General features: G+C 66.5%; 27 protein-coding genes and 2 pseudogenes. 12 read left to right on the top strand and 17 right to left on the bottom strand.

Going from position 1 to position 21,865, the window contains the following annotated elements; translation table 11 throughout:
• Window positions 1-308 precede the first annotated feature (308 nt).
• The 4 genes from CV1CTNOD_RS13900 to CV1CTNOD_RS13885 all read left to right on the top strand — a co-directional run bounded on the left by CV1CTNOD_RS13900 (window position 309) and on the right by CV1CTNOD_RS13885 (window position 3,111).
• A complete protein-coding gene (locus tag CV1CTNOD_RS13900; protein WP_131786519.1) occupies window positions 309-1,289 on the top strand; it encodes an intradiol ring-cleavage dioxygenase in 981 nt (326 codons plus the stop codon).
• Complete coding sequence (locus CV1CTNOD_RS13895) at window positions 1,261-1,542, top strand: twin-arginine translocase TatA/TatE family subunit (RefSeq protein WP_242606675.1); 282 nt, start codon at window positions 1,261-1,263, stop codon at window positions 1,540-1,542. The genes CV1CTNOD_RS13900 and CV1CTNOD_RS13895 overlap by 29 nt, the downstream gene beginning before the upstream one ends.
• Window positions 1,543-1,592: 50 nt before the next feature.
• Complete coding sequence (locus CV1CTNOD_RS13890; RefSeq protein WP_131786517.1) at window positions 1,593-2,510, top strand: AAA family ATPase; 918 nt, start codon at window positions 1,593-1,595, stop codon at window positions 2,508-2,510.
• A gap of 223 nt (window positions 2,511-2,733) precedes the next feature.
• A complete protein-coding gene (locus tag CV1CTNOD_RS13885) occupies window positions 2,734-3,111 on the top strand; it encodes an eCIS core domain-containing protein (protein ID WP_242606674.1) in 378 nt (125 codons plus the stop codon).
• On the opposite strand, the gene CV1CTNOD_RS27870 is transcribed toward CV1CTNOD_RS13885, so the two are convergent.
• From CV1CTNOD_RS27870 to CV1CTNOD_RS13860, 5 genes and pseudogenes are all read right to left on the bottom strand, one after another.
• Window positions 3,080-3,418: a type II toxin-antitoxin system PemK/MazF family toxin gene (locus tag CV1CTNOD_RS27870; protein WP_131786516.1), complete on the bottom strand. Its 339-nt coding sequence runs from the start codon at window positions 3,416-3,418 to the stop codon at window positions 3,080-3,082. The two genes, CV1CTNOD_RS13885 and CV1CTNOD_RS27870, sit on opposite strands and share 32 nt — an antisense overlap.
• Entirely contained in the window at window positions 3,388-3,690 is a 303-nt protein-coding gene (locus tag CV1CTNOD_RS13875; protein ID WP_131786515.1) for a hypothetical protein, read from the bottom strand. The genes CV1CTNOD_RS27870 and CV1CTNOD_RS13875 overlap by 31 nt, the downstream gene beginning before the upstream one ends.
• A gap of 8 nt (window positions 3,691-3,698) precedes the next feature.
• Window positions 3,699-4,163: an AAA family ATPase gene (locus CV1CTNOD_RS13870; RefSeq protein ID WP_207386429.1), complete on the bottom strand. Its 465-nt coding sequence runs from the start codon at window positions 4,161-4,163 to the stop codon at window positions 3,699-3,701.
• Window positions 4,164-4,169: 6 nt separating this feature from the next.
• Window positions 4,170-4,361 (bottom strand): annotated as a pseudogene (locus CV1CTNOD_RS13865) (response regulator transcription factor); the annotation flags it as partial.
• Window positions 4,362-4,532: 171 nt separating this feature from the next.
• On the bottom strand, window positions 4,533-4,715 hold the full coding sequence (locus CV1CTNOD_RS13860; RefSeq protein ID WP_131786514.1) for a hypothetical protein: 183 nt from the start codon (window positions 4,713-4,715) through the stop codon (window positions 4,533-4,535).
• Window positions 4,716-4,790: 75 nt separating this feature from the next.
• Between CV1CTNOD_RS13860 and CV1CTNOD_RS28360 the strand changes: the two are divergent.
• The 3 genes and pseudogenes from CV1CTNOD_RS28360 to CV1CTNOD_RS13855 all read left to right on the top strand — a co-directional run.
• Window positions 4,791-4,847: pseudogene (locus CV1CTNOD_RS28360) on the top strand (hypothetical protein); the annotation flags it as partial.
• A gap of 30 nt (window positions 4,848-4,877) precedes the next feature.
• Window positions 4,878-5,075 carry a hypothetical protein gene (locus tag CV1CTNOD_RS25750; protein WP_207386428.1) on the top strand — a complete coding sequence of 66 codons (198 nt, stop codon included), beginning with the start codon at window positions 4,878-4,880 and terminating at the stop codon, window positions 5,073-5,075.
• A gap of 1,050 nt (window positions 5,076-6,125) precedes the next feature.
• Entirely contained in the window at window positions 6,126-6,854 is a 729-nt protein-coding gene (locus CV1CTNOD_RS13855) for a FadR/GntR family transcriptional regulator (RefSeq protein WP_242606672.1), read from the top strand.
• A 217-nt stretch (window positions 6,855-7,071) separates the two neighbouring features.
• Here the strand turns inward: CV1CTNOD_RS13855 and CV1CTNOD_RS13850 are convergent, their stop codons facing one another.
• Both CV1CTNOD_RS13850 and CV1CTNOD_RS13845 read right to left on the bottom strand, forming a co-directional pair.
• On the bottom strand, window positions 7,072-7,893 hold the full coding sequence (locus tag CV1CTNOD_RS13850; protein ID WP_242606671.1) for an N-acetylmuramoyl-L-alanine amidase: 822 nt from the start codon (window positions 7,891-7,893) through the stop codon (window positions 7,072-7,074).
• Window positions 7,894-7,967: 74 nt separating this feature from the next.
• Entirely contained in the window at window positions 7,968-8,843 is an 876-nt protein-coding gene (locus tag CV1CTNOD_RS13845; RefSeq protein WP_131786511.1) for a DUF3097 domain-containing protein, read from the bottom strand.
• A gap of 183 nt (window positions 8,844-9,026) precedes the next feature.
• Between CV1CTNOD_RS13845 and CV1CTNOD_RS13840 the strand changes: the two genes are divergently transcribed.
• On the top strand, window positions 9,027-9,617 hold the full coding sequence (locus CV1CTNOD_RS13840) for an isochorismatase family protein (RefSeq protein WP_131786510.1): 591 nt from the start codon (window positions 9,027-9,029) through the stop codon (window positions 9,615-9,617).
• A 153-nt stretch (window positions 9,618-9,770) separates the two neighbouring features.
• Here the strand turns inward: CV1CTNOD_RS13840 and CV1CTNOD_RS13835 are convergent, their stop codons facing one another.
• Both CV1CTNOD_RS13835 and CV1CTNOD_RS13830 read right to left on the bottom strand, forming a co-directional pair.
• On the bottom strand, window positions 9,771-10,064 hold the full coding sequence (locus tag CV1CTNOD_RS13835) for a DUF4193 family protein (RefSeq protein WP_131766352.1): 294 nt from the start codon (window positions 10,062-10,064) through the stop codon (window positions 9,771-9,773).
• Window positions 10,065-10,410: 346 nt separating this feature from the next.
• A complete protein-coding gene (locus CV1CTNOD_RS13830; protein ID WP_131766351.1) occupies window positions 10,411-10,941 on the bottom strand; it encodes a DUF3145 domain-containing protein in 531 nt (176 codons plus the stop codon).
• Between the two features lie 163 nt (window positions 10,942-11,104).
• Here CV1CTNOD_RS13830 and CV1CTNOD_RS13825 point away from each other — a divergent pair, with 163 nt between their 5' ends.
• The 3 genes from CV1CTNOD_RS13825 (at window position 11,105) to treY (ending at window position 16,373) form a co-directional block, all read left to right on the top strand.
• Window positions 11,105-11,386: a hypothetical protein gene (locus tag CV1CTNOD_RS13825; RefSeq protein ID WP_131786509.1), complete on the top strand. Its 282-nt coding sequence runs from the start codon at window positions 11,105-11,107 to the stop codon at window positions 11,384-11,386.
• A 246-nt stretch (window positions 11,387-11,632) separates the two neighbouring features.
• Window positions 11,633-13,867, top strand: a complete 2,235-nt coding sequence (gene glgX / locus CV1CTNOD_RS13820) for a glycogen debranching protein GlgX (RefSeq protein ID WP_131786508.1) — start codon at window positions 11,633-11,635, stop codon at window positions 13,865-13,867.
• A complete protein-coding gene (treY, locus tag CV1CTNOD_RS13815) occupies window positions 13,857-16,373 on the top strand; it encodes a malto-oligosyltrehalose synthase (RefSeq protein WP_131786507.1) in 2,517 nt (838 codons plus the stop codon). The genes glgX and treY overlap by 11 nt, the downstream gene beginning before the upstream one ends.
• 509 nt (window positions 16,374-16,882) lie before the next feature.
• Here the strand turns inward: treY and CV1CTNOD_RS27375 are convergent.
• The 8 genes from CV1CTNOD_RS27375 to CV1CTNOD_RS13770 all read right to left on the bottom strand — a co-directional run bounded on the left by CV1CTNOD_RS27375 (window position 16,883) and on the right by CV1CTNOD_RS13770 (window position 21,324).
• Window positions 16,883-17,203, bottom strand: coding sequence for a hypothetical protein (locus CV1CTNOD_RS27375; protein WP_278043909.1), 321 nt, complete (start codon window positions 17,201-17,203; stop codon window positions 16,883-16,885).
• Complete coding sequence (locus tag CV1CTNOD_RS27865) at window positions 17,145-17,525, bottom strand: dTMP kinase (RefSeq protein ID WP_347402938.1); 381 nt, start codon at window positions 17,523-17,525, stop codon at window positions 17,145-17,147. Before CV1CTNOD_RS27865 ends, CV1CTNOD_RS27375 begins: the two co-directional genes overlap by 59 nt.
• Window positions 17,503-18,096 (bottom strand): 3'-5' exonuclease, encoded by a 594-nt coding sequence (locus tag CV1CTNOD_RS13795; protein ID WP_131786521.1) that lies wholly within the window; start codon window positions 18,094-18,096, stop codon window positions 17,503-17,505. The genes CV1CTNOD_RS27865 and CV1CTNOD_RS13795 overlap by 23 nt, the downstream gene beginning before the upstream one ends.
• Window positions 18,089-19,243: a radical SAM protein gene (locus tag CV1CTNOD_RS13790; RefSeq protein WP_131786505.1), complete on the bottom strand. Its 1,155-nt coding sequence runs from the start codon at window positions 19,241-19,243 to the stop codon at window positions 18,089-18,091. The genes CV1CTNOD_RS13795 and CV1CTNOD_RS13790 overlap by 8 nt, the downstream gene beginning before the upstream one ends.
• A gap of 136 nt (window positions 19,244-19,379) precedes the next feature.
• On the bottom strand, window positions 19,380-20,267 hold the full coding sequence (locus tag CV1CTNOD_RS13785; protein ID WP_131786520.1) for a helix-turn-helix domain-containing protein: 888 nt from the start codon (window positions 20,265-20,267) through the stop codon (window positions 19,380-19,382).
• The gene (locus CV1CTNOD_RS13780) at window positions 20,230-20,694 is read right to left on the bottom strand and encodes a DUF6879 family protein (protein WP_347402937.1); all 465 of its coding nucleotides are present in this window, start codon (window positions 20,692-20,694) and stop codon (window positions 20,230-20,232) included. The genes CV1CTNOD_RS13785 and CV1CTNOD_RS13780 overlap by 38 nt, the downstream gene beginning before the upstream one ends.
• A gap of 74 nt (window positions 20,695-20,768) precedes the next feature.
• Window positions 20,769-20,999, bottom strand: a complete 231-nt coding sequence (locus tag CV1CTNOD_RS13775; RefSeq protein WP_131786503.1) for a hypothetical protein — start codon at window positions 20,997-20,999, stop codon at window positions 20,769-20,771.
• Between the two features lie 82 nt (window positions 21,000-21,081).
• Window positions 21,082-21,324, bottom strand: a complete 243-nt coding sequence (locus tag CV1CTNOD_RS13770; RefSeq protein ID WP_131786502.1) for a hypothetical protein — start codon at window positions 21,322-21,324, stop codon at window positions 21,082-21,084.
• A 323-nt stretch (window positions 21,325-21,647) separates the two neighbouring features.
• Here CV1CTNOD_RS13770 and CV1CTNOD_RS13765 point away from each other — a divergent pair, with 323 nt between their 5' ends.
• Window positions 21,648-21,851, top strand: a complete 204-nt coding sequence (locus CV1CTNOD_RS13765) for a hypothetical protein (RefSeq protein WP_131786501.1) — start codon at window positions 21,648-21,650, stop codon at window positions 21,849-21,851.
• The last annotated feature ends 14 nt before the right edge of the window (window positions 21,852-21,865 follow it).

Genomic DNA, 21,865 nt, shown 5'->3' with positions numbered 1-21,865 from the left:
AAAACATCAGCCGGACCACCCAATGATCACGACTCGATACGCGCCCTAACGGGCGTCGTAGCCGGGCTTGCCCGCGGAATCGCCCGGGTAGAGCAAACGTGCCTGGGCGCGGTTCGCATCCCGGCGGAAGTTGGACTCATGCTCATAGTGATCGTCCAAATACCGTTCGTTCCACAGTCGCAATCGCTCTGCACCTTCCCGGCCGGTCCACAGGTTCTAAGCATTTCTCCAGCTGACGCACAGCACAGACCAGGATTATCCCGCCACGCTGGAAGCACAGGATCAGTCGATCTCGGGAAGAAGGGCACATGGCGGACTATCAGCAACACGGTCGAATGCCGACGTACGAGGGGCGTCCCCTGGCCCGGCCCGAGGAGGAGGTCGTCGACCAGGGGCTGGGCTTCGACGTCGGCACGCTGCTGAACCGGCGGCGGATGCTGACCTTCCTCGGCCTGGGTGCCGCGACGGCGGGCCTGGCGGCCTGCAGGACGACCGTGGCCGGATCCTCGGGGCCGTCCAGCTCGTCGGCCTCCGCGTCGACAAGCGGCGCGTCTAGGGAGATCCCCGAGGAGACGGCGGGCCCCTACCCGGGAGACGGCTCCAACGGCCCGGACGTGCTCGAGCAGAGCGGCATCGTCCGCAGTGACATCCGGTCCAGCTTCGGCGGAGCGACCGGCACAGCCGAGGGCGTTCCCATGACGCTGGAGCTGACCATCACCGACCTCGCGGGCGGCGAAGTCCCCTTCAAGGGAGTGGCCGTCTACGTGTGGCACTGCGACCGCGAAGGCCGCTACTCAATGTACTCCGACGACATCACCGACCAGAACTACCTGCGTGGCGTCCAGGTCACCGATGCCACCGGCACGGTGCGCTTCACCAGCATCTTCCCGGCCTGCTACTCCGGACGCTGGCCGCACGTCCACTTCGAGGTCTACCCCGAGCAGGCCAGCATCACCGACTCCACCCGTGCCATCGCCACGTCCCAGCTCGCGCTGCCGAAGAACGTCTGCGACCAGGTCTACGCGCAGCAGGGCTACGCGGCGTCGGTGACGAACCTGTCGCGGGTCAGCCTCGACAGCGACAACGTCTTCGGGGACGACAGTGCCGCCAGCCAGCTCGCCACCGTGACCGGCGACGTCTCCAGCGGCTGCAAGGTCTCCCTCGCCGTCGGCGTCGACACCACGACCCCCCATGGCGGCGGCCGGCTCTCCGGCACGCCCGGTGGCCAGCCGCCGTCCGGCGCCCCGTCCGGCGCACCTGGTGGCCGGCCTCCGGGCATGCCAAGCTGACCCACTCGACGAACCGGAAGGACATCTCAGGAGCCTCGGAGCCGCTGAGATCGGCCTGATCGTGCTCGCCGTCATGCTGTTGTTCGGCTACCGGAAACTGCCGGACGCCTCACGTTCGCTTGGGCGCTCCCTGCGGATCTTCAAGAGCGAGGTGGACGGGCTGCGCCACGAGACGCCTGTGACCTCGTCCTCACCAGCGGAAGACGTAGCCGCGCCGGGGCCTGTGCCACGTGCTCTCACGTTGGTCGACTGATACGGCAGGTTCAAGCTGCTGTCCCGACCAGGACTGACCCGAAAAATAACGTGACCGGCGCGCTCATGCGGGGACTACTGGCCGCATCCGCCCCGCTGCGCGGCCGGGCCACCACCGAGCTGATGCTCCACCCGTTCGACTTCCGCGACACCGCCGGCCTGTGGGGCCTGGCCGGGCAGCCCGACGTTGCCATGCGTGTCCACGCCTTGGTCGGCGGCACTCCCGCGTACCGGGACTTCTGCGCGCGGGACACGCCCGGCAACGTCGACGACGTCGACCCCTGGGTGCTGCGCCGCCTGCTCAACCCCGCCGGCGCGATGTTCCGCGAAGGGCGGGTGCTCCTCGCCGAGGAGCCTGGTATCACCAGCCCAGCGCCGTACTACGCCGTGCTCGCCGCCATCGCCCGCGGACGCACCCGACGCGGGGAGATCGCGAACGAACTCGGCCGGGACACCGGCGGCATCCACCACACCCTGGCCGTGCTCACCGACGCGCACCTGGTCACCCCCCACGAGGACGCCTTCCACGCCCGCCGGACGAGCTTCACCCTCGCCGAACCGGTGCTGCGCCTGCACCAGCTGGTGATCCGGCCCCAGGAGACCCGGCTGTCGCTGCGCCGCGGCGCCGAGATCTGGGCCGAACTCGCCGACACCGTCTCCGCCCGCATCTACGGACCGCACTTCGAAAACGTCGCCCGCACCTGGTCACTAGCCTACGCGTCCGCGGAAACCCTCGGCGGACGGGCCAGCCGGGTCCAGCCGGCGGCCATCCGGTGCCCCGACAGCGCATGCCCGGCCCGCGACCACGAGATCGACACGGTCGCCATCGAAGCCAGGCCGAACGAACCAGACCGGACCGGGTGCTGGCCATCGGCAAGGCGAAGTGGCGGACCACCCCCATCGACGTCGACGAGCTGGCCCGCCTACGGCACGTCCGCTCGCCGCTGCCCGGCTCACCTGACGACATGAGACTCCTACTGTTCTCCCGCGCCGGTTTCACCGCCGCCCTCATCGCGGAAGCCACAGCCTCCCGCGATGTCGAACTGGTCGACCTCGACCGCCTCTACACCGGCTCCTGGGAGGGCGACTGTGGAACACGACAGGTTGGACGGCCCGTTGGCCCGCCGCCGCGGGAACCGTGCGCCGGAACGAAGGCGGGCGGCAACCGGAGGTTCGCCCCGCGAACGAGGTCATGCCATCCATGGTGGGCAACGCCGCGTTCAGCCGGCTCGTACGCGACATCCGGGCGGCGAGTGCGTTCCGCGGAACACCGGGCCCGGTCACGGCCAGCGGCGCGGCGCTGTTGCCCGGTTCCCTGCGATCGCAGGGAACCGGGCCGCTGGACCCGGAGATCGCCGATGCCATCCAGGCCCGCCGGGGCGGGAGATCGCCGTTGTCGGAGCCGGTGCGGGCCGAGATGGAAGGGCACCTTGGAGCCGGCCTGTCGGCGGTGCGGGTGCACACCGACGGTGCGGCGGCGACGTTGAACCGGGCCGTGCAGGCCGAGGCGTTCACCACCGGCACGACCGGACGGTCTTTCACGGCAGCGCGACACGTAAGCCAGCGCTGACACGCCGCATCGTGTCCGGGCTGAGCGCACCCATGAGGTGGGAAAGTTCCTCCCGGTACAACGGAACAAGATCGTCACACAGTACGAACCCTACAAGCGGATCGGCTGCCGAGAGCGAGACGACTGTGTCGAGATGAACGTTCTTCCCGGTCGTCGTGACTCGGGCGGCAATGATCGAGTCAAGGTTACGGTTGCGGACGTTGTTCGACACCACCACCCATGGCTTGAGTCCGTGACCAAGATCTACCCGATACACATGGCCGCGTAGAGGCGGATTCACTCCGCTGGCAACCGGGACACATGCCATTCGCGGGCAACCCGGGACTCCGCATGATCGGTCTCGGTCGCTGTCGCGGCAAGGGCACGGTAACCAGCCTCCAGGCGCGCCTCACGAAGCGATGCGAGCCCGACCTTGATGAGCGCGCGCAGCACCGCGGACTCGGACGATCGACTGAGAGTCACCCCGTGCGCTTGCGCCCATCCAGCCAGGGTTTCGCGCATCTCGTCCGACGGCTCCGTCAGCTCAGCGAGAGCAGCCTGCTCCTCGTCATCAAGCACAACACTCTTCCGCACAGTCATGCTGCACATTATGACGCATGGATCTGCTGCATGGCAGATCCATGGACGACATCCACCAGGTCGATGACGTACAGGTCGACGCCGAGCAATCCGGCTACGACTTCGGCCACCATGGTCTTGCCGGTGCCGGACTCCCCGGCGAACAGCGCGGTCACGCCCTCCCCACGGCCTCCGCCGCGGCGCAGACCCCACTCGTCCAGTACCGTGTCGCGATGGGCGGCCCGGCCGGCGAGGTGACGCAGCGCAATGCCCGTCCGGACGGGAAGGAAGAGATCGTCCCAGGTCACCGACGGCCGCACCCGGCGTGCGAGCCGTTCCAGACCGGTGGCGTTCTGCGCCCGGGCCGCGGCGGCGAGATGCTCCATGCCGATCCCGCTGCTGATCCCGCTGCCGGCAGCCGCGGGCAGATCGTCACTGTCGTCCCCGCCATCCTCGCCGTTCCCTTCCTGTTGCACCCCGTCCTGTTCGTGCACGGTCGGTCAGAGCAGACCCTGACGTAGCGCGTAGGCGACCGCGCGGGAACGGTTGCGCAGGCCGTACCGGCGGGTGACGTCCTGAAGAACGTTCTTGACAGTGCGTTCCGAGTAGGAGAGCCGACGGCCGATCTCCCGGGTGTCGCACCCCTCGCTGACCAGCCGAAGCACCGCCCGCTCCCGTTCGGACATACCCGACGTCGACGCTGACCAGCGCAGCGTCAATCGTCCTGGTGTCGGTCGTCCCGTTGTCGATCGTCGCGTTGTTGCCGCGGGACGCCTCCAGGCCCCCGTCCGTGGCCGGGCCCGTGGCTGTGGCCGGACCCGTGGCTGTGGCCGGACCCGTGGCTGTGGCCGGACCTGGACCCCTCATACCTGCTGTCCGGCGCGCGGCTCGCGGCGGCTCACGAGCGGCGGATCGACGATGACGAACGGCTCACCCCTGATGATCTGCTCGAGCAGTTCCTGACCGCGTCCACTGAGCGAGAACGTGCTACGGAACAGTGGAACGACGATCTGGTGCTGGCGAGTTGTTCCGACGGCTAGTGTCATATCTGGATCACGGAAAGCGGTGTGCTGCACCATTCGTTCCGCGCCCACGAGGAGTGGGCCTAGACCGCGTACTTCAGTGATGACGGCGGCTCCATCCTGACCGCATCGGCTGATCGCACCGCACGACTGTGGAGCTATCAGGACGATCCTGACCCGGATGCGGTGGATGCTCCGCGAACCGAGCTGCTGATCGCTCTCCCCCACGGCTCCTCCGTCACGCACGCTGTGTTTTCCGGCGACTGGGTGGTCACCGGTGCGGCAGACGGATCGATCACCCGATGGAAGCGGGACTCACGAGGGTCGCACCAGGTGCTGACCGCCCACGCTCGTCTCGTGGAGGTAATCTCGACCACTCTGTAGCCTCATGGCGACCGGAAGCGATGACGGGGACGTCCTGCTCTGGCAGCCCGATCAGGCTCCGCCGCAGACGGCACTGTGGTGGTCCCGGTTTACGGCGGCGATGCAGGCATCGTCCACAGGCGCTGCCCTGGGCGCGATCCGCGCCGACGACGATGTCGTGGCCTGGGGTGGAGCTGCGACGAGGGTGAAATCAGCCTGGTCCACGAGGTGCCCGGCTTCTCCCGACCCAGGTGTGTCGACGTCGATCCCGTCCGGGGCCGCATCGCCGTGGGCGACGCGTCAGGCGTCATGTGGCTGTGGGAAACCGGATGGGCGAAACCACGTCGGATCGCGTCCCGTCCACGCGGGGTGGAGCCCGAAGAAGCACGAACGGCGCAGCGGTGCCTCCTGTCGCCGGACGGTCAGCAGGTGGCACTCGTGTCAGATTATATGATCTTCTTGCGTAATCTGCGGACCGGACATCTGATCCGGCGGACAGGTGGGCGCGAGCGTCTTGAGCATCTTATTGTGGCGGCGTCCGACCGTCCCGACGGGCACCTGATCGTCCTTACCGCGAACACCACGGTTGTCAGGTACGACGGCCGCGGTCGGGAGCGGTCGCGGCGGCGGCTTTCTCCGACGACATCCCTTTGCTTGAAAGGAGCGGTTTCGCGGGACGGCAGCCGGGTCGCGATCAGGCTCGATGCCGATCGAGATATCCCCGATGTCGCCGGCTATGTCAAAGTCTTCGATGTCGAGTCCGGAGCCGAGATCTTCTCGCCGCCGGCATCCCTCAGCGCGCGGGCACGGCATACGCCCGGCTGCTGCCGGTCCTATAGCCCCCGGGGGGGCGAGTTCCCGTTCCGGAGCGTTCGATGAGTTCTATGACGACTCGTCGCATTGGGCGGGTGTAATGCCAGCGGCGTGGCTTCCTCGCAGGCGAGGAGACCTCAACCGAACGCAACTATGATGTTGCGTTCAGAATAGTAGGAAGTAATAGTATGATGAGCTACCGAAAATGATGAGAGGGAAACATCTATGTCAGCGACGCCCGAAACGACTGTGGTCAGGGTGCCCAAGGCTGGCGAAATGGTTGCCGCCCGGCTTCGCCGACAGATCGTGACCGGCCAACTGCACGAAGGCGACCTACTCCCCTCCGAACCGGTCCTGATGGAGCAGTTCGGAGTGTCCCGGCCAACCCTGCGTGAAGCGTTCCGCATCCTGGAATCCGAGCAGATCATCCACGTCCGTCGCGGTGCCCATGGCGGCGCCCAGGTGCTCCTGCCCGACACCGCGGCCGCCAGCCGCTACGCCGGCACACTCCTGCAATATCGGGGAACGACCCTCGCCGACGTGTACGAAGCACGCTCCCACCTGGAGTCGGCAGCCGTGGCCATGCTCGCCCGGGAGCGCTCCGCGGCCAACCTCCGCAGACTCAACCACATGCTCGCCGAGGGCGAAGCCCTGCTCGACGACCCCGTCACCTTCGCCGAGAAGCACGACCTGGAATTCCACCGGCTCCTGATGGAGCTCTCCGAGAACCAGACCATGATGATGTTCCTGGACATCCTGTTCTCGATCATCGAGAGCCACAACGAGAAATTCATCCGCGAACACCGCGGCAGGCCGTTCGACACGTCCAACGTAGCCGCAGCGCACAACGCCCACGTCAAACTGGTCGAGCTCATCCGGCAGAAAGACGCCGACGAGGCGGTCGCCTTCTGGCGCGAACACCTCACCCAGATCACCAAGTTCATGGTCCAGGATTCCGGCGAAACCATCCTGGACGTACTGTCCTAGCGAGGCCTGGTTAGGCGGGGTAGTAACGGCGTGTTGACACCCGCGCGGAGCTGAGTGCGATGACGCCGAATCAACTCGCGGACGCCCGGAAGCGGTCGGCGGCGTTCGCCGCGGAGATGTTCGGGCTAATCGGATCGGAATACCGACTCGGACGCGTCCCACCGGTTCATCGGCCGATCCCCGTAAAAGATCGGCCGTGTGACAGGTCGAGATGATATCAGGACGGTCGCGTGGCGAGGAAGACTGTTATCCCGTCCGCAATGCCCTGTGCGGAACGTTGGCGCCACGCGGCGTCGGAGACCCGGGTGGCGTCGATGGGATTGCGCATGTTGGCGCATTCGATGAATACCTTGGGAATCCGGGAGAGATTCAAGCCACCCAGGTCCGTACGGAACGACAGGCCCGCGTGCGCGATGTAATCGGCCCGCGCTTCGCCGGTGTTCTGCTCGAAAGAGGCACCCACCGCGTCCGCGAGCTGAGCTGACGGAGCAAGAATCGAGGCGTTGCCGCTGTCCGGGCTCAGACTCGGAGCGATGACGTGGAATCCGGTACCGTTTGCCGGCCCACCGTCGGCGTGCACGGACACGGCGGCATCCGCGTGCGCGTCGTTGCCGATACGGGCCCGCTCGTCAATGCACGGACCGACTCCGTTGTCATCCGTCCTGGTCAGGACAACGGTGGCACCCCGTCCACGCAGCAGCACGGCCGCCCGGTTGACCACGTCGAAAGTGAACGCATGTTCGGGATATCCGGCGTTGGTCTGCGAACCGACCGTGTCGCATTCCTTCTCGATACCACCGGCGAGAACCTTGCGACCGATCATCGCGGACGCCTTCGCGTTACCCCCGTTGTGGCCGGGGTCGAGAAGGACGGTGCGTCCGCGCAGAGAGTCCGGCCGGAACGACTGCGTCGGTCCGGCCGCGGCCGGACCCTCGGCCAGCCGGGACGACGGCCCATACGGCCGGGACGGATCGGAGCGCACCGCATGGACCGCAAAGGCCACGATCGCGACCAGCACAACAACAACGAAGGCCGACATGAGCGCTCGCCACCGAACCGGCATCTACCGTTGTCCCGCCTCGGGTGAGGGGACACCGGCGGCGGAATCAGGCCTCATTCCCTGCCGCTTTCGTGTTCCCCGCCGTATTCCCCGCCGCTTTCGTCATCGCCGTCACCCACCGGTGCTGTGACAAAGTCGATGAGGCGTTCGACCGCGCCGAGCAGACCGACTTCGATGTCAGTATAGGAATGCACACTGCTGAGAACCCGGCGCCACATGTCGGCGGGTTCGGCGACTCCCAGCGCACGGCACACGCCCTCCTTCCACGGCTGGTCCCGGGGCACCTGCGGCCAGGCCGCGATCCCCACGGACGCGGGCTTGACCGCCTGCCAGATGTCCACATACGGATGCCCGGTAACGAGTACGTACGGCGACGTCACGGACGCGGCGATGCGGCTCTCCTTGGAACCGGCAACCAGGTGGTCGACGAGCACACCGAGACTGCGCCGCGGCCCGGGCCGGAAGGAGGCGACAAGCGCGGGCAGGTCGTCGACACCGTCGAGGCTTTCCACGACCACCCCCTCCACCCGAAGGTCGTCACCCCAGACGCGTTCGACGAGCGCGGCGTCGTGCAGCCCTTCCACGTAGATCCGGCTCGCCCGCGCGACCCGGGCCGGCTGCCCGCGCACGGCAATGGACCCGGACGCCGTGCGGGCCGGGGCCGCCGGCACCGAGCGCTGCGGCCGGATCAGCGTCACCGTCCGCCCGTCCAGTAGGAATGCTCCCGTGGCGAGCGGGAAGGCCCGGCGTCGGCCGTGACGATCCTCCAGCACGACCCCACCCGCCTCGACCTCGACCACCGCCCCGCAGAAGCCGGTCGCGGCGTCCTCGACAACCAGGTCGGGCTCGGCCTCGACCGTCGGCGGCGAGGCGGGCCGGACGCGTCTGCCCTGCGCCAGCACGTCAGGCCCGTAGTCTCTGCTGCGCACTCGAACTACTGTAGTAGGGAAGTACGACAACTTCGCATCAGCTTTGAATCGGTGCAAATGTGGACATCGCGGGCGCACGCGGCACACATACCGCGCGGATCCGGCATCCAACCGGATGGAGTCCGGGTTCCTCGGCAAGAGCCCTGAACTCCTCGGCAGGCGTGAGGTGGGCAGAATCGACCCATGACCGACGGATACGGGCCGGGCGTCGCGCTCCTGGTGATCGACATTCAGAACGACTTCGCCTCGCCGACCGGAAGCCTGTACGTGGCCGGCGGCGAGGATATCGTCCCGGCTGTCAACGACGAGATCGAACGGGCCGTGGCAGCGGGTTCACCGGTTGTCTACACGCAGGACTGGCATCCACCGACCACTGCGCACTTCTCCACCAGCGGTGGCATATGGCCGCCGCACTGCGTGCGGGAGACCGTCGGCGCGCAGCTGCATCCGGCCCTGCGGGTCGACGGGACGATCGTGCGGAAGGGAACAGGCGGTGAGGACGGCTATTCCGGATTCACCGTGCGGGACCCGCTCACCGACACCGATCAGGCAACCGGACTGGTCGACGTCCTCGCCACCCATGGGATCCGCACGATCGTCGTGGTCGGCCTCGCCGGGGACCACTGCGTGAAAGCGACGGCGCTGGACGGCCGGGCGCTGGGCTTCGATGTGGTGGTCCCCCTCGCCCTGACCCGCTTCGTCACCCTCCGGCCCGGAGACGACGATCGGGCCGTCGCGCAGATGCGGGAGGTGGGGGTCACGGTACTCACCTGAACCTGCCTGATGGTCGTACCAACGGTCGCGGCCGGTCGTTTCCATCAGGCAGACTCGTCCAGACGGGCTTGTCACGCTCTTCGCTGCGGCGGAGACCGGCATCCGGATACCCGGCACCTGCCTCCGACGCCGCCGACGATCCACCGGCCAGTCCTACGCCGCGCAGTCCGCGCAGATCATCCGCCGGCTGTCAGCGAGTTGGCTGCGGTGGTGGACCAGGAAGCAGCTCTTGCAGGTGAACTCGTCTGCCTGCCGTGGCAGTACCCTGATCGTGAGTTCCTCTCCGGACAGGTCCGCGCCGGACAGGTCGAGCTCGGCCTCGAACGGGTCGACATCGTCCCCGAGGTCGGCCGCCGCATCCGCCCGTCGTGCCTTGAGCGCCTCCAGGCTCTGTTCGGAGACCTCCTCGGCATCGCTGGTTCGGGGGGTGTCGTAATCGGTGGCCACTGAAATACTCCCATGAATATTAAGTGCGCTCCTCGTGCCCCACCCACAACGCACGACCGGTGAGGTATGTGCCCGCCCGGACGATCCCGAATAGATGTGGCCTTCACCACACCCGCTGCGCTCCCGCGTTCCAGGTGTCACCGGATGCCGGCAGCCAGGCGCCGGCCGGAGTGCCTGGAAGTGTCTGGCGGTCCAGGTCCTCCGGCAACTCACCAGGAGCAGGGTGACCCAGTCCGGACCTCCCCGCCTCTGGACGCCCGGCCACCAGAAGACCACCAGTGAGCCAGCCCGCCGGCCCGCGCGGTCAAGCCGATCCAGCCCCGGTCAGCCGTCCGGTCCGCGCCGGTCAGCCGGTCCGTCGCAGCCAGGTGACGGGTGCCCCGTGGGCTCCCTGGCGCAGCGGCTCCAGGACATCGTCCCACGCGGTGCCGAGAAGGCGGTGCAGGCCCCTGGCAAGGGTCTCGCGTCCTTCTCCCCGGTCGATGAGGGCGCGCAGGGCCGCCTCCCCCACGACCACGTCCCCGTTCGCGGCGATCGACGCGCGGTGCAGGCCGAGTTCGGGGGTGTGGGAGTAGCGCTCCGAATCGCAACCCGGCGAGGGCCCTTCGACCACATCGAAGGAAACCGGGCCGAGGCGGCGCAGCTGCCCCGCCAGCCGGCCGGCTGTCCCGCAGGGGGCACGCCACTCCAGGCCCGCGTAGAACGACCCCGGAGAGCTGGGCTGCTCGGTCCAGGTCAGGGACACCGGCGAGGAGAGCACGGCGGACACGGCAAACTCCAGGTGCGGGCAGAGCGGCGGCGGGCAGGCCAGAACGGCGAGCATGCCGGGGACCCTGAAGGACACCGAACCCGAAACAAGATCACGTGTTGATGACATTGCAACCACGCAGGACCTCCGTCAACGAGTTACGCCTTCCCCTGCGACCTCGTCTCACGATCGTCCGTGCCATGCGGTACCGATGGTGCCATGGGCCGCCGGCAGCTGCCATACCCACCCCCGTCTGACAGATCCGATTCATCATTTGATAGCTGGATGATTCATGACAGGCAGCGACCCGTCCCCGCCCTCCCAGCAGCCACGCCCGAGGGCCACGGGGGCCCGTGCCGAAGCGCCCCTGGACCGCGCCGAGGTGCCCGGCGCAGGTGCCAGGGCCGAGCTCGTACCGGACAGGTCGGCGAGGTCCACCACGGGGACCATGAGTACCCACTTGGTGAACATCGCCCACAGCACGGATGGTGATCAACAATTTGTGATCAACGACGCGGACGGCGGGTTGCACACGCAGCCGCCTGACGGTGTGCTCAAGTCAGTCCACCCGTAGCCGCCGCCCTACCGGCCAAAGGCATCGCGATCATGCTTCTTTCGCGCTGCCGGAGGGCCAGGTCCCGGGGTCGCCGAGGGCCAAAAGCAGCGCGATCATGTCTTTCCCGCACCCGACTCCCAGGTCACCGAGACGATCGATCCGAAGCAACCGGAATCCATCAACCCGGAGTCACCCGACCCGTCGGCGTTCATCCGTGCCCGCACCGGTCGTCGATGCTTCCCCAACCCCGTAGGCTCCGTGCGTATGTTGCAAGTCTGGCCAGGCAGCCCCTATCCGCTCGGTGCCACCTACGATGGCACCGGCACCAATTTCGCGATCTTCTCCGAGGTTGCCGAGAAGGTCGAGCTGTGCCTGTTCGACGAGGACAACACCGAGACCCGGGTCGAGTTGAAGGAAGCCGACGCCTTCGTCTACCACGGCTTCCTGCCGAGCATCGGCCCCGGCCAGCGATACGGGTATCGGATCCACGGCCCCCACGAACCCGCCAAGGGGCTGCGGTGCAATCCGTCCAAGCTTCTTCTGGACCCGTATGCGAAGGCGGTCGACGGCGAGATCGACTGGGACCAGTCGGTCTTCGGCTACAACTTCGGCGACCCCGACAGCATGAACACCGAGGATTCCGCGTCCCGGGTGATGAAGTCGGTGGTCATCAGCCCGTTCTTCGACTGGAACGGCGACCGCCCGCCGCGCACCCCGTACAACGAGACGGTCATCTACGAGGCGCATGTCCGCGGTCTGACGATCGCCCACCCCGGGCTTCCGCCGGAGTACCGGGGCACCTACGCCGGTGTAGCGCATCCGGTGATGGTCGACCATTACCATAAACTCGGCGTGACCGCTGTGGAGCTCATGCCCGTCCACCAGTTCGTGCAGGACGAGCACCTGGTCCGTCGTGGGCTGCGCAACTACTGGGGTTACAACTCACTGGCGTTCCTGGCCCCGCACAACGCCTATGCGGTCACCACCCGCGCGGGCCAGCAGGTCCAGGAGTTCAAGCTGATGGTGAAGGACCTGCACGACGCCGGCATCGAGGTGATCCTCGACGTCGTGTACAACCACACGGCCGAGGGCAACCACATGGGTCCGGTGCTGTGTTTCCGCGGCATCGACAACGCCGCCTACTACCGGCTCATCGAGGACGACCCGCGTTACTACATGGACTACACCGGTACCGGAAACAGCATGCGGGTGCGCCACCCGCACGTCCTCCAGCTCATCATGGACTCGCTGCGTTACTGGGTGACCGATATGCACGTCGACGGATTCCGGTTTGACCTGGCCGCGACCCTGGCACGGGAGTTCTACGAGGTCGACCGGCTGTCGTCCTTCTTCGACCTCGTCCAGCAGGATCCGGTGGTCTCGCAGGTCAAGCTGATCGCCGAGCCGTGGGACCTCGGCGCCGGCGGGTACCAGGTCGGCAACTTCCCGCCGCTGTGGACCGAGTGGAATGGCAAGTACCGTGACACCGTGCGGGATTTCTGGCGCGGCCAGGACGAGGGCGTCGCCGAGTTCGCCTCCCGGCTGACCGGCTCGAGCGATCTCTACGAGTCCGATGGACGCCGGCCATCGGCGTCCATCAACTTCGTCACCGCCCACGACGGGTTCACCCTGAACGACCTGGTCTCGTACAACAGCAAGCACAACGAGGACAACGGCGAGGACAGCCGGGACGGATCGGACGACAACCGGTCGTGGAACTGCGGCGCGGAAGGACCGACGGACGATCCTGAGGTGCTCGCGCTGCGCAGGACCCAGATGAGGAACTTCCTTACCACCCTCTTCCTGTCCCAGGGTGTCCCCATGCTCCTTGCCGGCGACGAGATGGGGCACACCCAACGAGGCAACAACAACGGGTACTGCCAGGACAACGAAACCTCCTGGTTGGACTGGTCCCTGGCGGAACGCAACGCAGACCTTGTGGAGTTCACCGCGCTCGTCTGTTCCCTGCGCAGGGAACATCCGGTGTTCCGTCGCCGGAGGTTCTTCCGGGGTGACCCGATTCACGGCTCGGACAGTGCCGCGGGCGACCCTGACGGCAAGCCCGAGGGCGGCTCCGACGGCGGGCAGGCCCTCAAGGACATCGTCTGGCTACGACCGGACGGCACCGAGATGTCGGATGCCGACTGGGAGTTCGGCCCGGCCCGCTCCTTCGGGATGTTCCTCAACGGGCATGGCATCCCCGACCCCAACCAACGCGGCGAGAACGTCGCCGACCAGTCCTTCCTGCTCTTCTTCAACGCCCACTTCGAACCGCTGAGCTTTCGCGTCCCCACGGAGAACTTCGGCACCAGTTGGGAAATCGTCGTTGACACCCGCGCACCCGCCTCGGCGGAGCCGGCGGTCGTCAATGCCGGCGAGACCGGGGAAACCGGCGAGAGCCCCCGGTCCGACCCGCGCCTGACCGGCCGGATCGTGAAAGCCGACGACCCGATCGAGACCGACGCCCGCTCGACACTTGTGCTGCGCTGTGCCGACTGATCCGCGGGGCGGTGCCGGCGTCGCCGACGGTCCGGGCGGGCTCGGTGCCGGCAGCGAGCCCACCCGGGCCGTCCCCACCTCGACCTACCGGCTGCAGCTGAGCATGGAGTTCTCCTTCACCGACGCGGCCGTCATCGTGCCGTACCTGGCCGCGCTCGGTGTCACCCATCTGTACTGCTCACCCATCCTGGAGGCGGTCGACGGCTCGACCCACGGCTACGACGTGGTCAGCCACGACCAGATCAACCCCGAGCTCGGCGGACAGGCCGGGTTCCGGCGGCTGGTGACCGCGTGCCGCAAGGCGGGCCTCGGGCTGGTGGTGGACCTGGTTCCCAACCACATGGCGGTGGCCGCGCCCGAGTCGGCCAACACGGCCTGGTGGTCGGTGCTGCGCGAGGGCGCCGAGTCCCCATACGCGTCCTGGTTCGACATCGACTGGAACTCCCCGGAAAATCCCGGAAAGATCGTCATTCCGATTCTCGGGGACGCTTTAGGTACCTGCCTCGCCCGTGGCGACATCCGGCTGGCGACCGACGAGGACGACGCATGGGTGGTCGTCTACCACGACCACGTGCTGCCCGTCGCCGACGGAACCGTCGACCCCGACGACGTGGCCGCCACGCTCGAACATCAGCATTACCGGTTGTGCTTCTGGCGCGTCGCGGGCACCGAGCTGAACTACCGGCGCTTCTTCGACATCACCACCCTCGCCGGTCTGCGCCAGGAGGACCCGGACGTCTTCGCCGCCACACACCGCCTGATCCTCGACCAGATCCGTGCCGGCGCGATCGACGGCCTGCGGATCGACCACCCGGACGGCCTCGCCGACCCCGAGGAGTATCTGCGCCGGCTGTCCGAGGCCACCGAAGGCGCATGGACGGTCGTGGAGAAAATCCTGGAACCCGGCGAGACGCTGCCCGACACCTGGGCATGTGCCGGCACGACCGGCTACGACGCGCTGAACCGGCTCACCCGGCTGTTCATCGACCCGGCCGCGGCCAGGTCCTTCACCACCCTCTACACCGAGGTGACCGGCGCCGCGGCCGACTTCACCGCGGTCGGCCGCAGGGCCAAACTCGACGTGCTTGCCGGCGCCCTGCATCCCGACCTGGACAGGCTCACCGCCCTCGCGCTGGTCGAGGCCCGGGGGCGGCGCGCGGACCTCACCCGCGTCGGCCTGCACGAGGCCCTTGGCGAGGTGCTGGCCGCCTTCCCGGTCTACCGCGCCTACGTCCGGCCGGGCGCCGCGGCAACCCTGGAGGCCCGAGGGCACATCGTCAGGGCGTGCGAACACGCCCGGGAATCACTGCCCCTGCGCGCGGGCGAGATCGACCTCATCGAGGATCTGGCCCTGGCCGGCCCGCCCGAGTTCGTCGTCCGCTTCCAGCAGACCGCCGGGCCCGTCATGGCCAAGGGCGTCGAGGACACCGCCTTCTACCGGTACGGCCGGATGATCGCCCTGAACGAGGTCGGCGGCTCCCCCGGGGTCTTCCCGGGCTTCCCCGCCGGGCATCCGCACAGCGCGGTACACGAGTTCCACGAGGCCAACAGCACCATCCAGCGGACCTGGCCGCTGACGATGACCACCCTGTCGACGCATGACACCAAAAGGTCCGAGGACGTGCGCGCCAGGCTCGCCGTGCTGACCGAGGACCCCGACGGCTGGGGTGAGATAGTACGGCGCCTGATCACCCTCGGCGAGCGGCACACCGACACCGAACACGGCTGGCCGGACCGGGGGACGAGCTACCTGCTGGCCCAGACTCTGGTCGGGGCGTGGCCGCTGCCGGCCGAGCGGACCCGGCAGTACATGCTCAAGGCCGCCCGCGAAGCAAAGATCCACACGTCGTGGACCGACCCGAACACCGGATACGAGTCGGCGCTGGCAAACTACATCGACGCGGTCCTCGACGATCGGGACTACGTCACGACGCTGGAAACCTACGTCGCGACCCTGGTGGAGCTCGGACGCCAGAACTCCCTGACCCAGAAGCTGCTCCAACTCGTCTCCCCCGGTGTGCCCGACGTCTACCAGGGCCAGGAGCTGTGGGACGCCTCCCTGGTCGACCCGGACAACCGACGGCCGGTCAACTTCGGCGAGCGGGCGAAGCTCCTCACCGATCTCGGCCCCGAACCCGCAACGCGCAGACCACCGCCGCTCGACGACACCGGAGCGGCGAAACTGCTCGTCGTCGCCCGCGCCTTACGCCTGCGCCGGGAACACCCGCAGTGGTTCGGCACGCAGGCCTCCTACCGGCCGCTGTGGGCGTCCGGTTCGGCAGCCGACCACGTGGTCGCGTTCACCCGCTCGGGGTCGGTGGTGGCCGTGACGCCGCGCCTGGTCCTGGGGCTGCGCCGCGGCGGCGGCTGGCGGGACACCACCCTCCCACTGCCCGAGGGCCGCTGGACGGACCTGTTCACCGGCCGCCGGCACGACGGCGGTGTCGCCTACCTCCTGCGCCTGCTGCGAGACTTCCCCGTCAGCCTCCTCGTCCGCACCCAGTAACCGTTGCGTCCCGGTGAGTTTTGGCGCTCACCGGTCACGCTGCCGTCCCTTGCGGGGCGGCGGTCCCGGCTGGGCCGGGTTCCCGTTTCACAGCCACCAGCCCCGCATGCGGGGTCTTACGGTCGGCTCCACGGGCGTTTTGTGTCTCCGACCCACTGCCGGCGCCGAGGTCGACGACGGTGGGGCGCAGGTAGCCGCCTGGCGGTCCTCATCGCCCCTACGAGGGATTGAAACCAGGAGGAATTCGGCCATCTCCACCAGGGCGGCTGTCCCCTCATCACGCCCCTACGAAGGGCGTCTGGGCGTCGCCGGTCCGGGTCCGTTCGGGGCGTGTCAGAGCGCGAGGTTGTGCTCAGCGAGGACAGCTCGCTCGCACGGGAAGGCGCATCCGCACACGGCGCACAAACCGTTGTCGTTGGTGTGTTCGTTCAGGACTTCGGACGCCAGTGCGACGAGTCGTTCAATCTCAGGCGATAGTCGCTTGCCAGTGATCGTCTCAGCCACAACTATCATTCCTTGCCAGGAGCGAAAAACCGCATGAGCTGATCGCGGATGAAAACCGCGGACTGCTCTGGTGGCCGCCTGTTGCAGTCCACACGCAGCACGTCGAAACCAGCTTGTATCAGGCGCTCGGTGGCCTGCCGGTAGAAGTGAACTTCGGTGTGACTACTGCCGGGCAAGAGCTGGAAGCGGTTGTGCGGCCCGCGCTCGTTCAGCCGTTCCGAGATGACCTCGGGGTCGGCTTCGAGGATGACGGCCAGGTCGGGCCGGTCAGCGTTGGCGTTGAGCTGCCAGAGAAACGCCGGGTCGATGCCGTCGAAGCGCTGCATGACCAGCCCGGAGAGGATGTAGCCGGTCGGAGATGACGATCCGGCCGGCTTCGGTGTGTGGCCGGATTTCCACCTCAAGGTGATGGTAGCGATCCGCCGCGTACAAGCACGCCAGCGCGTGACCGGTAGTTGTCTCGGTCAGCTCCCGACACAAGGCACCGATGGGGCCAGCGGACGGCTCGGCGGTGACGTGAACGTCTTCGCCGGCGGCGACGAGCAGTTGCGCCAGGTGGTGAACTATGGTCGATTTCCCGGCGCCGCTCGGCCCGTCGATGCTGACGAACAAGCCGCGCTGGTGGTCAGAAAAGGGCCGGAGTTTCATCCTCGCCCTCTCGTGATGAATCGCCGCGCAGTTCTTCCAGCGACAGCGGGCGCGTGTCAGGCAGGCCGGCCAGCCGCACGAACAGGCGGGCCGCTACCAAGGCGTCGTAGGTGGCGCGATGCGGTGTGAATCCTTCGGGAAGTCCCTTGGCCAGCTTGAACGTCTCGACCAACGCGCCGAGCCGGTAGCTCTCCTGCTTCGGCAGCAGACGGCGGGCAAGCTCGAGCGTGTCGAACACCTCGGGGCGCTGCCAGTCACCGAGCTTGCGGCTCAGCACGTCAACATCAACGTGGGCGTTGTGGGCGACGAGGGCGGCACCGTCCATGGCGGCAAGTACATCGTCCTTGATGGCCACGAACAGCGGAGCGTCGGCCACGTCCTTGTTGGTCAGGCCGTGAATGCGGGTGGCAAAGTGCTTGATTGGCAGTTCCGGTTTAACCAGCCAGCTCACCGGTTCCCCGATAGTTCCGTTGACGATCGGCACGGCGGCCAGCTCCACCAGGTCGGGCGGCTGCTGGCCGTTGCCCTCAACGTCCACCACGACGTAGCGAAGAGTCGTCCAGTCAGCCATCTTGAGCGGTGTCCTTCCATCCGATGTCAGCTCGACCATGCCGCCGCTCGACGTGCGGGTAACGCACGTCGTGAACCTGGAAGCCGAGCGCGTGTTGCAGGTAGTAGCGCGACTCGGTGGCCAGGCCGGACACGACGGCCGCTCGTTCGGTGATGTCCACGACCACCAGACCACGAGCCTCCGGCAACATGCGGGCGACCTCCCGAACGCGATCGGGCGATGGCACACGGCGCGAGCTGGCGCACAGCTGAACCTGGCTCAGCGGACAGATGTCGCAGAGTTCGCGGATGCCGTAGTGCCCGTTGTAATCGGGCAGGCCATGCGCATACGACACGGCACAGCTGGTCTTGCGGAACAACGGCGTTGGTGACGAGAAGGCCGCCAGTACCCGCCGTTCCAAGGTCTCGGGCATAATTTTCCGGCGAGCGGTGTCCTCGTACGGCTCGGGCAGGCCGTTGGCCTTGTAGTACGCCGCGATCTGATCTCGGTAGAACAGCCCGGTGAACACCGTGACGTCGGCATGCTGAGCCAGTTCGTGCGCCTGGTCAAGGTGCTCGCCGGAGTCGTTCAAGCCAGGCACCAGCGGACGCCAGTACAAGATCGTACGATACCGGCGATGCACTGGCGCGCTCATGAGTTTCAGCGACTCGGCGGCGACGTGCGACGGGTACGGCTCGATGCCCTTGTTGTCGATCCCCGAGAACGTGAACAGCAGCGTCACCTTGAGATGAGCGAGCTGGTTGAGTCGGTCGATGTCCTCGGGCTGCATGCTGTGCCGCGTGATGACCAAGACGTGATTCGTCAGCTCGCGCGCGTCTAGGTCTTCGAGTACGGCGAAGGTGTGCGGCCGGACGCTCGGTAGAAACGGATCAGTGGCCCGGTTGAACACCTGCACGGGTGTCATGTGCGGCTGGAAGTACTGATGACTCACCAGCTCGTCGACCGCTTCGGTGTCGCTCATGATCGCTCGCGGCACCCGCTGATCCCACAGGCCGTAGGTGTGCCGGATGCAGTACGCGCAGTCCAGCGGACAACCCTGGATGTGGTTCAGGCTCAGGCCGCTCTTGCGGTACTCCACGACTTCGCGGGCGCGCTCCGGTAGTCGGTCGATCTGCTCCCTGCTCAGCAGGGCAACACGGGTGGTCACCTGGTTCTCTCCCGAATCCGGTGAGGAAGGGACGTGGCTCGTCGTCCGTTTAGGAGAGTAGAGCCGAAAGATTCAGGTGAACAGAAAATTTCTTTCTATTTCTAGAAATTCTACGAACAAAACAGCACCCTGGAAATCACCCGCCATCTTCCGGCACCTCGGGTGCAAGATCGTCAATGATGCGGTTGATGATCGCCCGTGCTGACCGGCCGTAGCTGGCCACCGCCGCAAGCTGTTCAAAGACGTTGCTGTAGAGCATGATCTCCTGCGGCTGGGCAAGGTTCAGTTCGGCCGAGAAGGTCTCAACTGTCACCCGATCCTTGTCGCGCAGCCAGAAGCCGTGCCAGGGACCCACTACGTATTGTGTCTCGAAACCAATGATGCCAAGCCTCACGTTCGGCTGGGCTGACAGTGACATCAGGCGATCGAGCTGCGCGAGCAAGACTTCAACCGAACACCGACGATACCGTAGCACAGCCTCAGTCAATACAAAATGAAACAACTTGTCGCGTCGATACAACAATTCCTGTCGTTGCATTCGGGTACGAACGGCATAGTCGACATCGTTGGGAGTCTTGAAAAGGAGAACGCCTTCCGTGAAGCGTGCCCGCGCATATTCGGCCGTCTGAAGAAGTCCTGGAATGGTACTCGGCTCAAACACGCGAAAGGTATGAGTCCTGGCGTCCAGCTCGGCAATCTCCTGCTGATGGGGGCGCAGACCAGCCCTGAACTGGCGTTGCCATTCAGCGTGTTGGATTTCCAATGTATGCAGCGACGCAAGCAGCGCTTCGGTTTCGGCCTCGCTGTTGGTGGCACGGGTCCACGCTCGAATATCGTCGTCGCTGGGTGTTTGCCGAGCGTTCTCCAGCTTAGATATCTTGGAAGGCGGCCACGACAACAGCTCCGCGAGCCGCCTGCCACTTATCCCGGCTTGTTGGCGTAGCTCACGGAGTCGTTTGCCGAGCGCGTTACGAGCCTCGTGGACGTTAGACGAGCCCGAGGTGTTGTTCGGTGGCAAAGTCATCCCGTCGAACGGCGTGGTGCCAGGCAGCATCCCGCCAGTAGTTGTGCTGCACGATCTCAGCTGTGTCCTCGACGACCTCGCCACCGAGAAAGCGGTCGGCGTCATCGAAGTGCATCCGCACCAGCTTACGCGAGTCGAACAGCCAGTAGTCGTGGTTGGGCAGCGCCGCGGATTCGGCCTTGTCACGTCCCAGGTAGCGGATGTCTTCACCCGCAGCGTTGTTGTGCGCTGAAACCGCGAGACCAAAGCGATTGTAGTCGGTGAGAGGCATGCTCATCACGCGAACGCGAGCGAAACGCTTTCCCTCCGATGCCGCCTCGCGCACCATGCTGAGCCAATCCTGCATCCAGGGCAGATCATCTGGTTCACCCGCGAGGAACTTCCGCAGCGACTCTCCTTCATATGCCGGGGCATAGCGGCTTCGCACTTCCAGTCGAAAAGCCGTATGCTCAAAGCTTGTGAAAAGCCGACCGAACTCCGGGCCGGGTTGGATGAGCTTGCTCAGCGCTCCTCCTCCAGGTAGCGGCGTGCGTAGAACTTCAGCACTTCTTCGGGGATCTCGATCAGGGTCTCGTGATCGGGAACAGATCCGACGTCCGCGAGTGCTTGGGGATCGGTCACCTTCCAGCCCTGCGCGATGTAGGTCGTGCGGTCTGTGCGGTCAGTGGCGAACAGCGTCGGTGAGTCCCCAACGTTGGATTCCGGATCTTTGCCGAGGAACCGGGCACGCATGACCATCCTCCTTGCGAGAAATTTGGTGAAGCGTTCCCGGTTATGGTGACGGACGGAGGCGAGACCGTCAACCGTCCAGGCATCAAAGATCAACAATGGAGAAAACGGACACGTTCATTCGGGTCCGTGTGACCACCGAAGCAAGGCGTCCGGCTCTGTAGGTGCGGATGGAGTCCGGTGGAGTGGTGTAGGTCGGGTCAGGGGGCGGCCGGCGCGTCGACCATCTTCGGGGGTCGAAGGCGCGGACGGGTGGGGCGGTGGCATGGTGTTCACCCTTGCCGACGTCCAGACCCAGGTAGACGTCGATGCCGCCGGTATTGATCACGTGCTGTCTCCCGCGAGAACTATGTGTTTTCCCGGCCTCACCTGCGGCATCGGCGTGCCGGCATCCACGTTACGAAGAGCCTGCCTCACCCAGATCGGGATCGGTGGTCATGCCCCTGATCAGCGGTCTGCCGATGCCTCCGGAACCTGGTGACACCACTTTTTCGATCATGATCGACGAGGGGCTCGAGTCATGCCAGGTCCGGAGGCCGGGAGCCCCGTTGCGGGGCCACGAAGAAGGTAACGGGGTCCGTCGCCGTCGGATACCAACGCCACCCCGACGGCATTCCGATCGACCCGCAGCCTGAGATCGACAAGGACGCGATGATCCCGCTCACCGCCAACGAGATCCGACACGTCTACGCGCTCACCCGCCGCATCGATCATCCACGCGGACACGTCCGACGATGGTCGGACTGGCGTCGTCACCAGGCCCGCGCCCGCTACTGCCACTACAAACGCCGCATACGCGCAGCTCAGACCTCATCCATGAGGATCAAGACCACGCCACAACCACTGTTGCTGTAGTACTAGTGTACTGC

Source organism: Protofrankia symbiont of Coriaria ruscifolia, assembly GCF_900634745.1.
In the GTDB taxonomy this organism is placed as follows: domain Bacteria; phylum Actinomycetota; class Actinomycetes; order Frankiales; family Frankiaceae; genus Protofrankia; species Protofrankia californiensis.
The sequence above is the reverse complement of the archived record's forward strand: the minus strand, read 5'-3'. Positions and strand labels throughout refer to the sequence as shown.

What these genes read in the sequence shown, in the direction of transcription:
- CV1CTNOD_RS13830 (WP_131766351.1), bottom strand. Translation starts at nt 10,941, where the DNA reads ATGTCATCAACACGTGATCTTGTTTCGGGTTCGGTGTCCTTCAGGGTC.
- CV1CTNOD_RS13765 (WP_131786501.1), top strand. Translation starts at nt 21,648, where the DNA reads ATGATCCCGCTCACCGCCAACGAGATCCGACACGTCTACGCGCTCACC.
- glgX (WP_131786508.1), top strand. Translation starts at nt 11,633, where the DNA reads ATGTTGCAAGTCTGGCCAGGCAGCCCCTATCCGCTCGGTGCCACCTAC.
- CV1CTNOD_RS27375 (WP_278043909.1), bottom strand. Translation starts at nt 17,203, where the DNA reads ATGCAGCGCTTCGACGGCATCGACCCGGCGTTTCTCTGGCAGCTCAAC.
- CV1CTNOD_RS13840 (WP_131786510.1), top strand. Translation starts at nt 9,027, where the DNA reads ATGACCGACGGATACGGGCCGGGCGTCGCGCTCCTGGTGATCGACATT.
- CV1CTNOD_RS27870 (WP_131786516.1), bottom strand. Translation starts at nt 3,418, where the DNA reads ATGGCATGTGTCCCGGTTGCCAGCGGAGTGAATCCGCCTCTACGCGGC.
- CV1CTNOD_RS13900 (WP_131786519.1), top strand. Translation starts at nt 309, where the DNA reads ATGGCGGACTATCAGCAACACGGTCGAATGCCGACGTACGAGGGGCGT.
- CV1CTNOD_RS13785 (WP_131786520.1), bottom strand. Translation starts at nt 20,267, where the DNA reads ATGACTTTGCCACCGAACAACACCTCGGGCTCGTCTAACGTCCACGAG.
- CV1CTNOD_RS13875 (WP_131786515.1), bottom strand. Translation starts at nt 3,690, where the DNA reads ATGACTGTGCGGAAGAGTGTTGTGCTTGATGACGAGGAGCAGGCTGCT.
- CV1CTNOD_RS13825 (WP_131786509.1), top strand. Translation starts at nt 11,105, where the DNA reads ATGACAGGCAGCGACCCGTCCCCGCCCTCCCAGCAGCCACGCCCGAGG.
- CV1CTNOD_RS13860 (WP_131786514.1), bottom strand. Translation starts at nt 4,715, where the DNA reads ATGACACTAGCCGTCGGAACAACTCGCCAGCACCAGATCGTCGTTCCA.
- CV1CTNOD_RS13850 (WP_242606671.1), bottom strand. Translation starts at nt 7,893, where the DNA reads ATGTCGGCCTTCGTTGTTGTTGTGCTGGTCGCGATCGTGGCCTTTGCG.
- CV1CTNOD_RS27865 (WP_347402938.1), bottom strand. Translation starts at nt 17,525, where the DNA reads ATGAAACTCCGGCCCTTTTCTGACCACCAGCGCGGCTTGTTCGTCAGC.
- CV1CTNOD_RS13885 (WP_242606674.1), top strand. Translation starts at nt 2,734, where the DNA reads ATGCCATCCATGGTGGGCAACGCCGCGTTCAGCCGGCTCGTACGCGAC.
- CV1CTNOD_RS13775 (WP_131786503.1), bottom strand. Translation starts at nt 20,999, where the DNA reads ATGCGTGCCCGGTTCCTCGGCAAAGATCCGGAATCCAACGTTGGGGAC.
- CV1CTNOD_RS13795 (WP_131786521.1), bottom strand. Translation starts at nt 18,096, where the DNA reads ATGGCTGACTGGACGACTCTTCGCTACGTCGTGGTGGACGTTGAGGGC.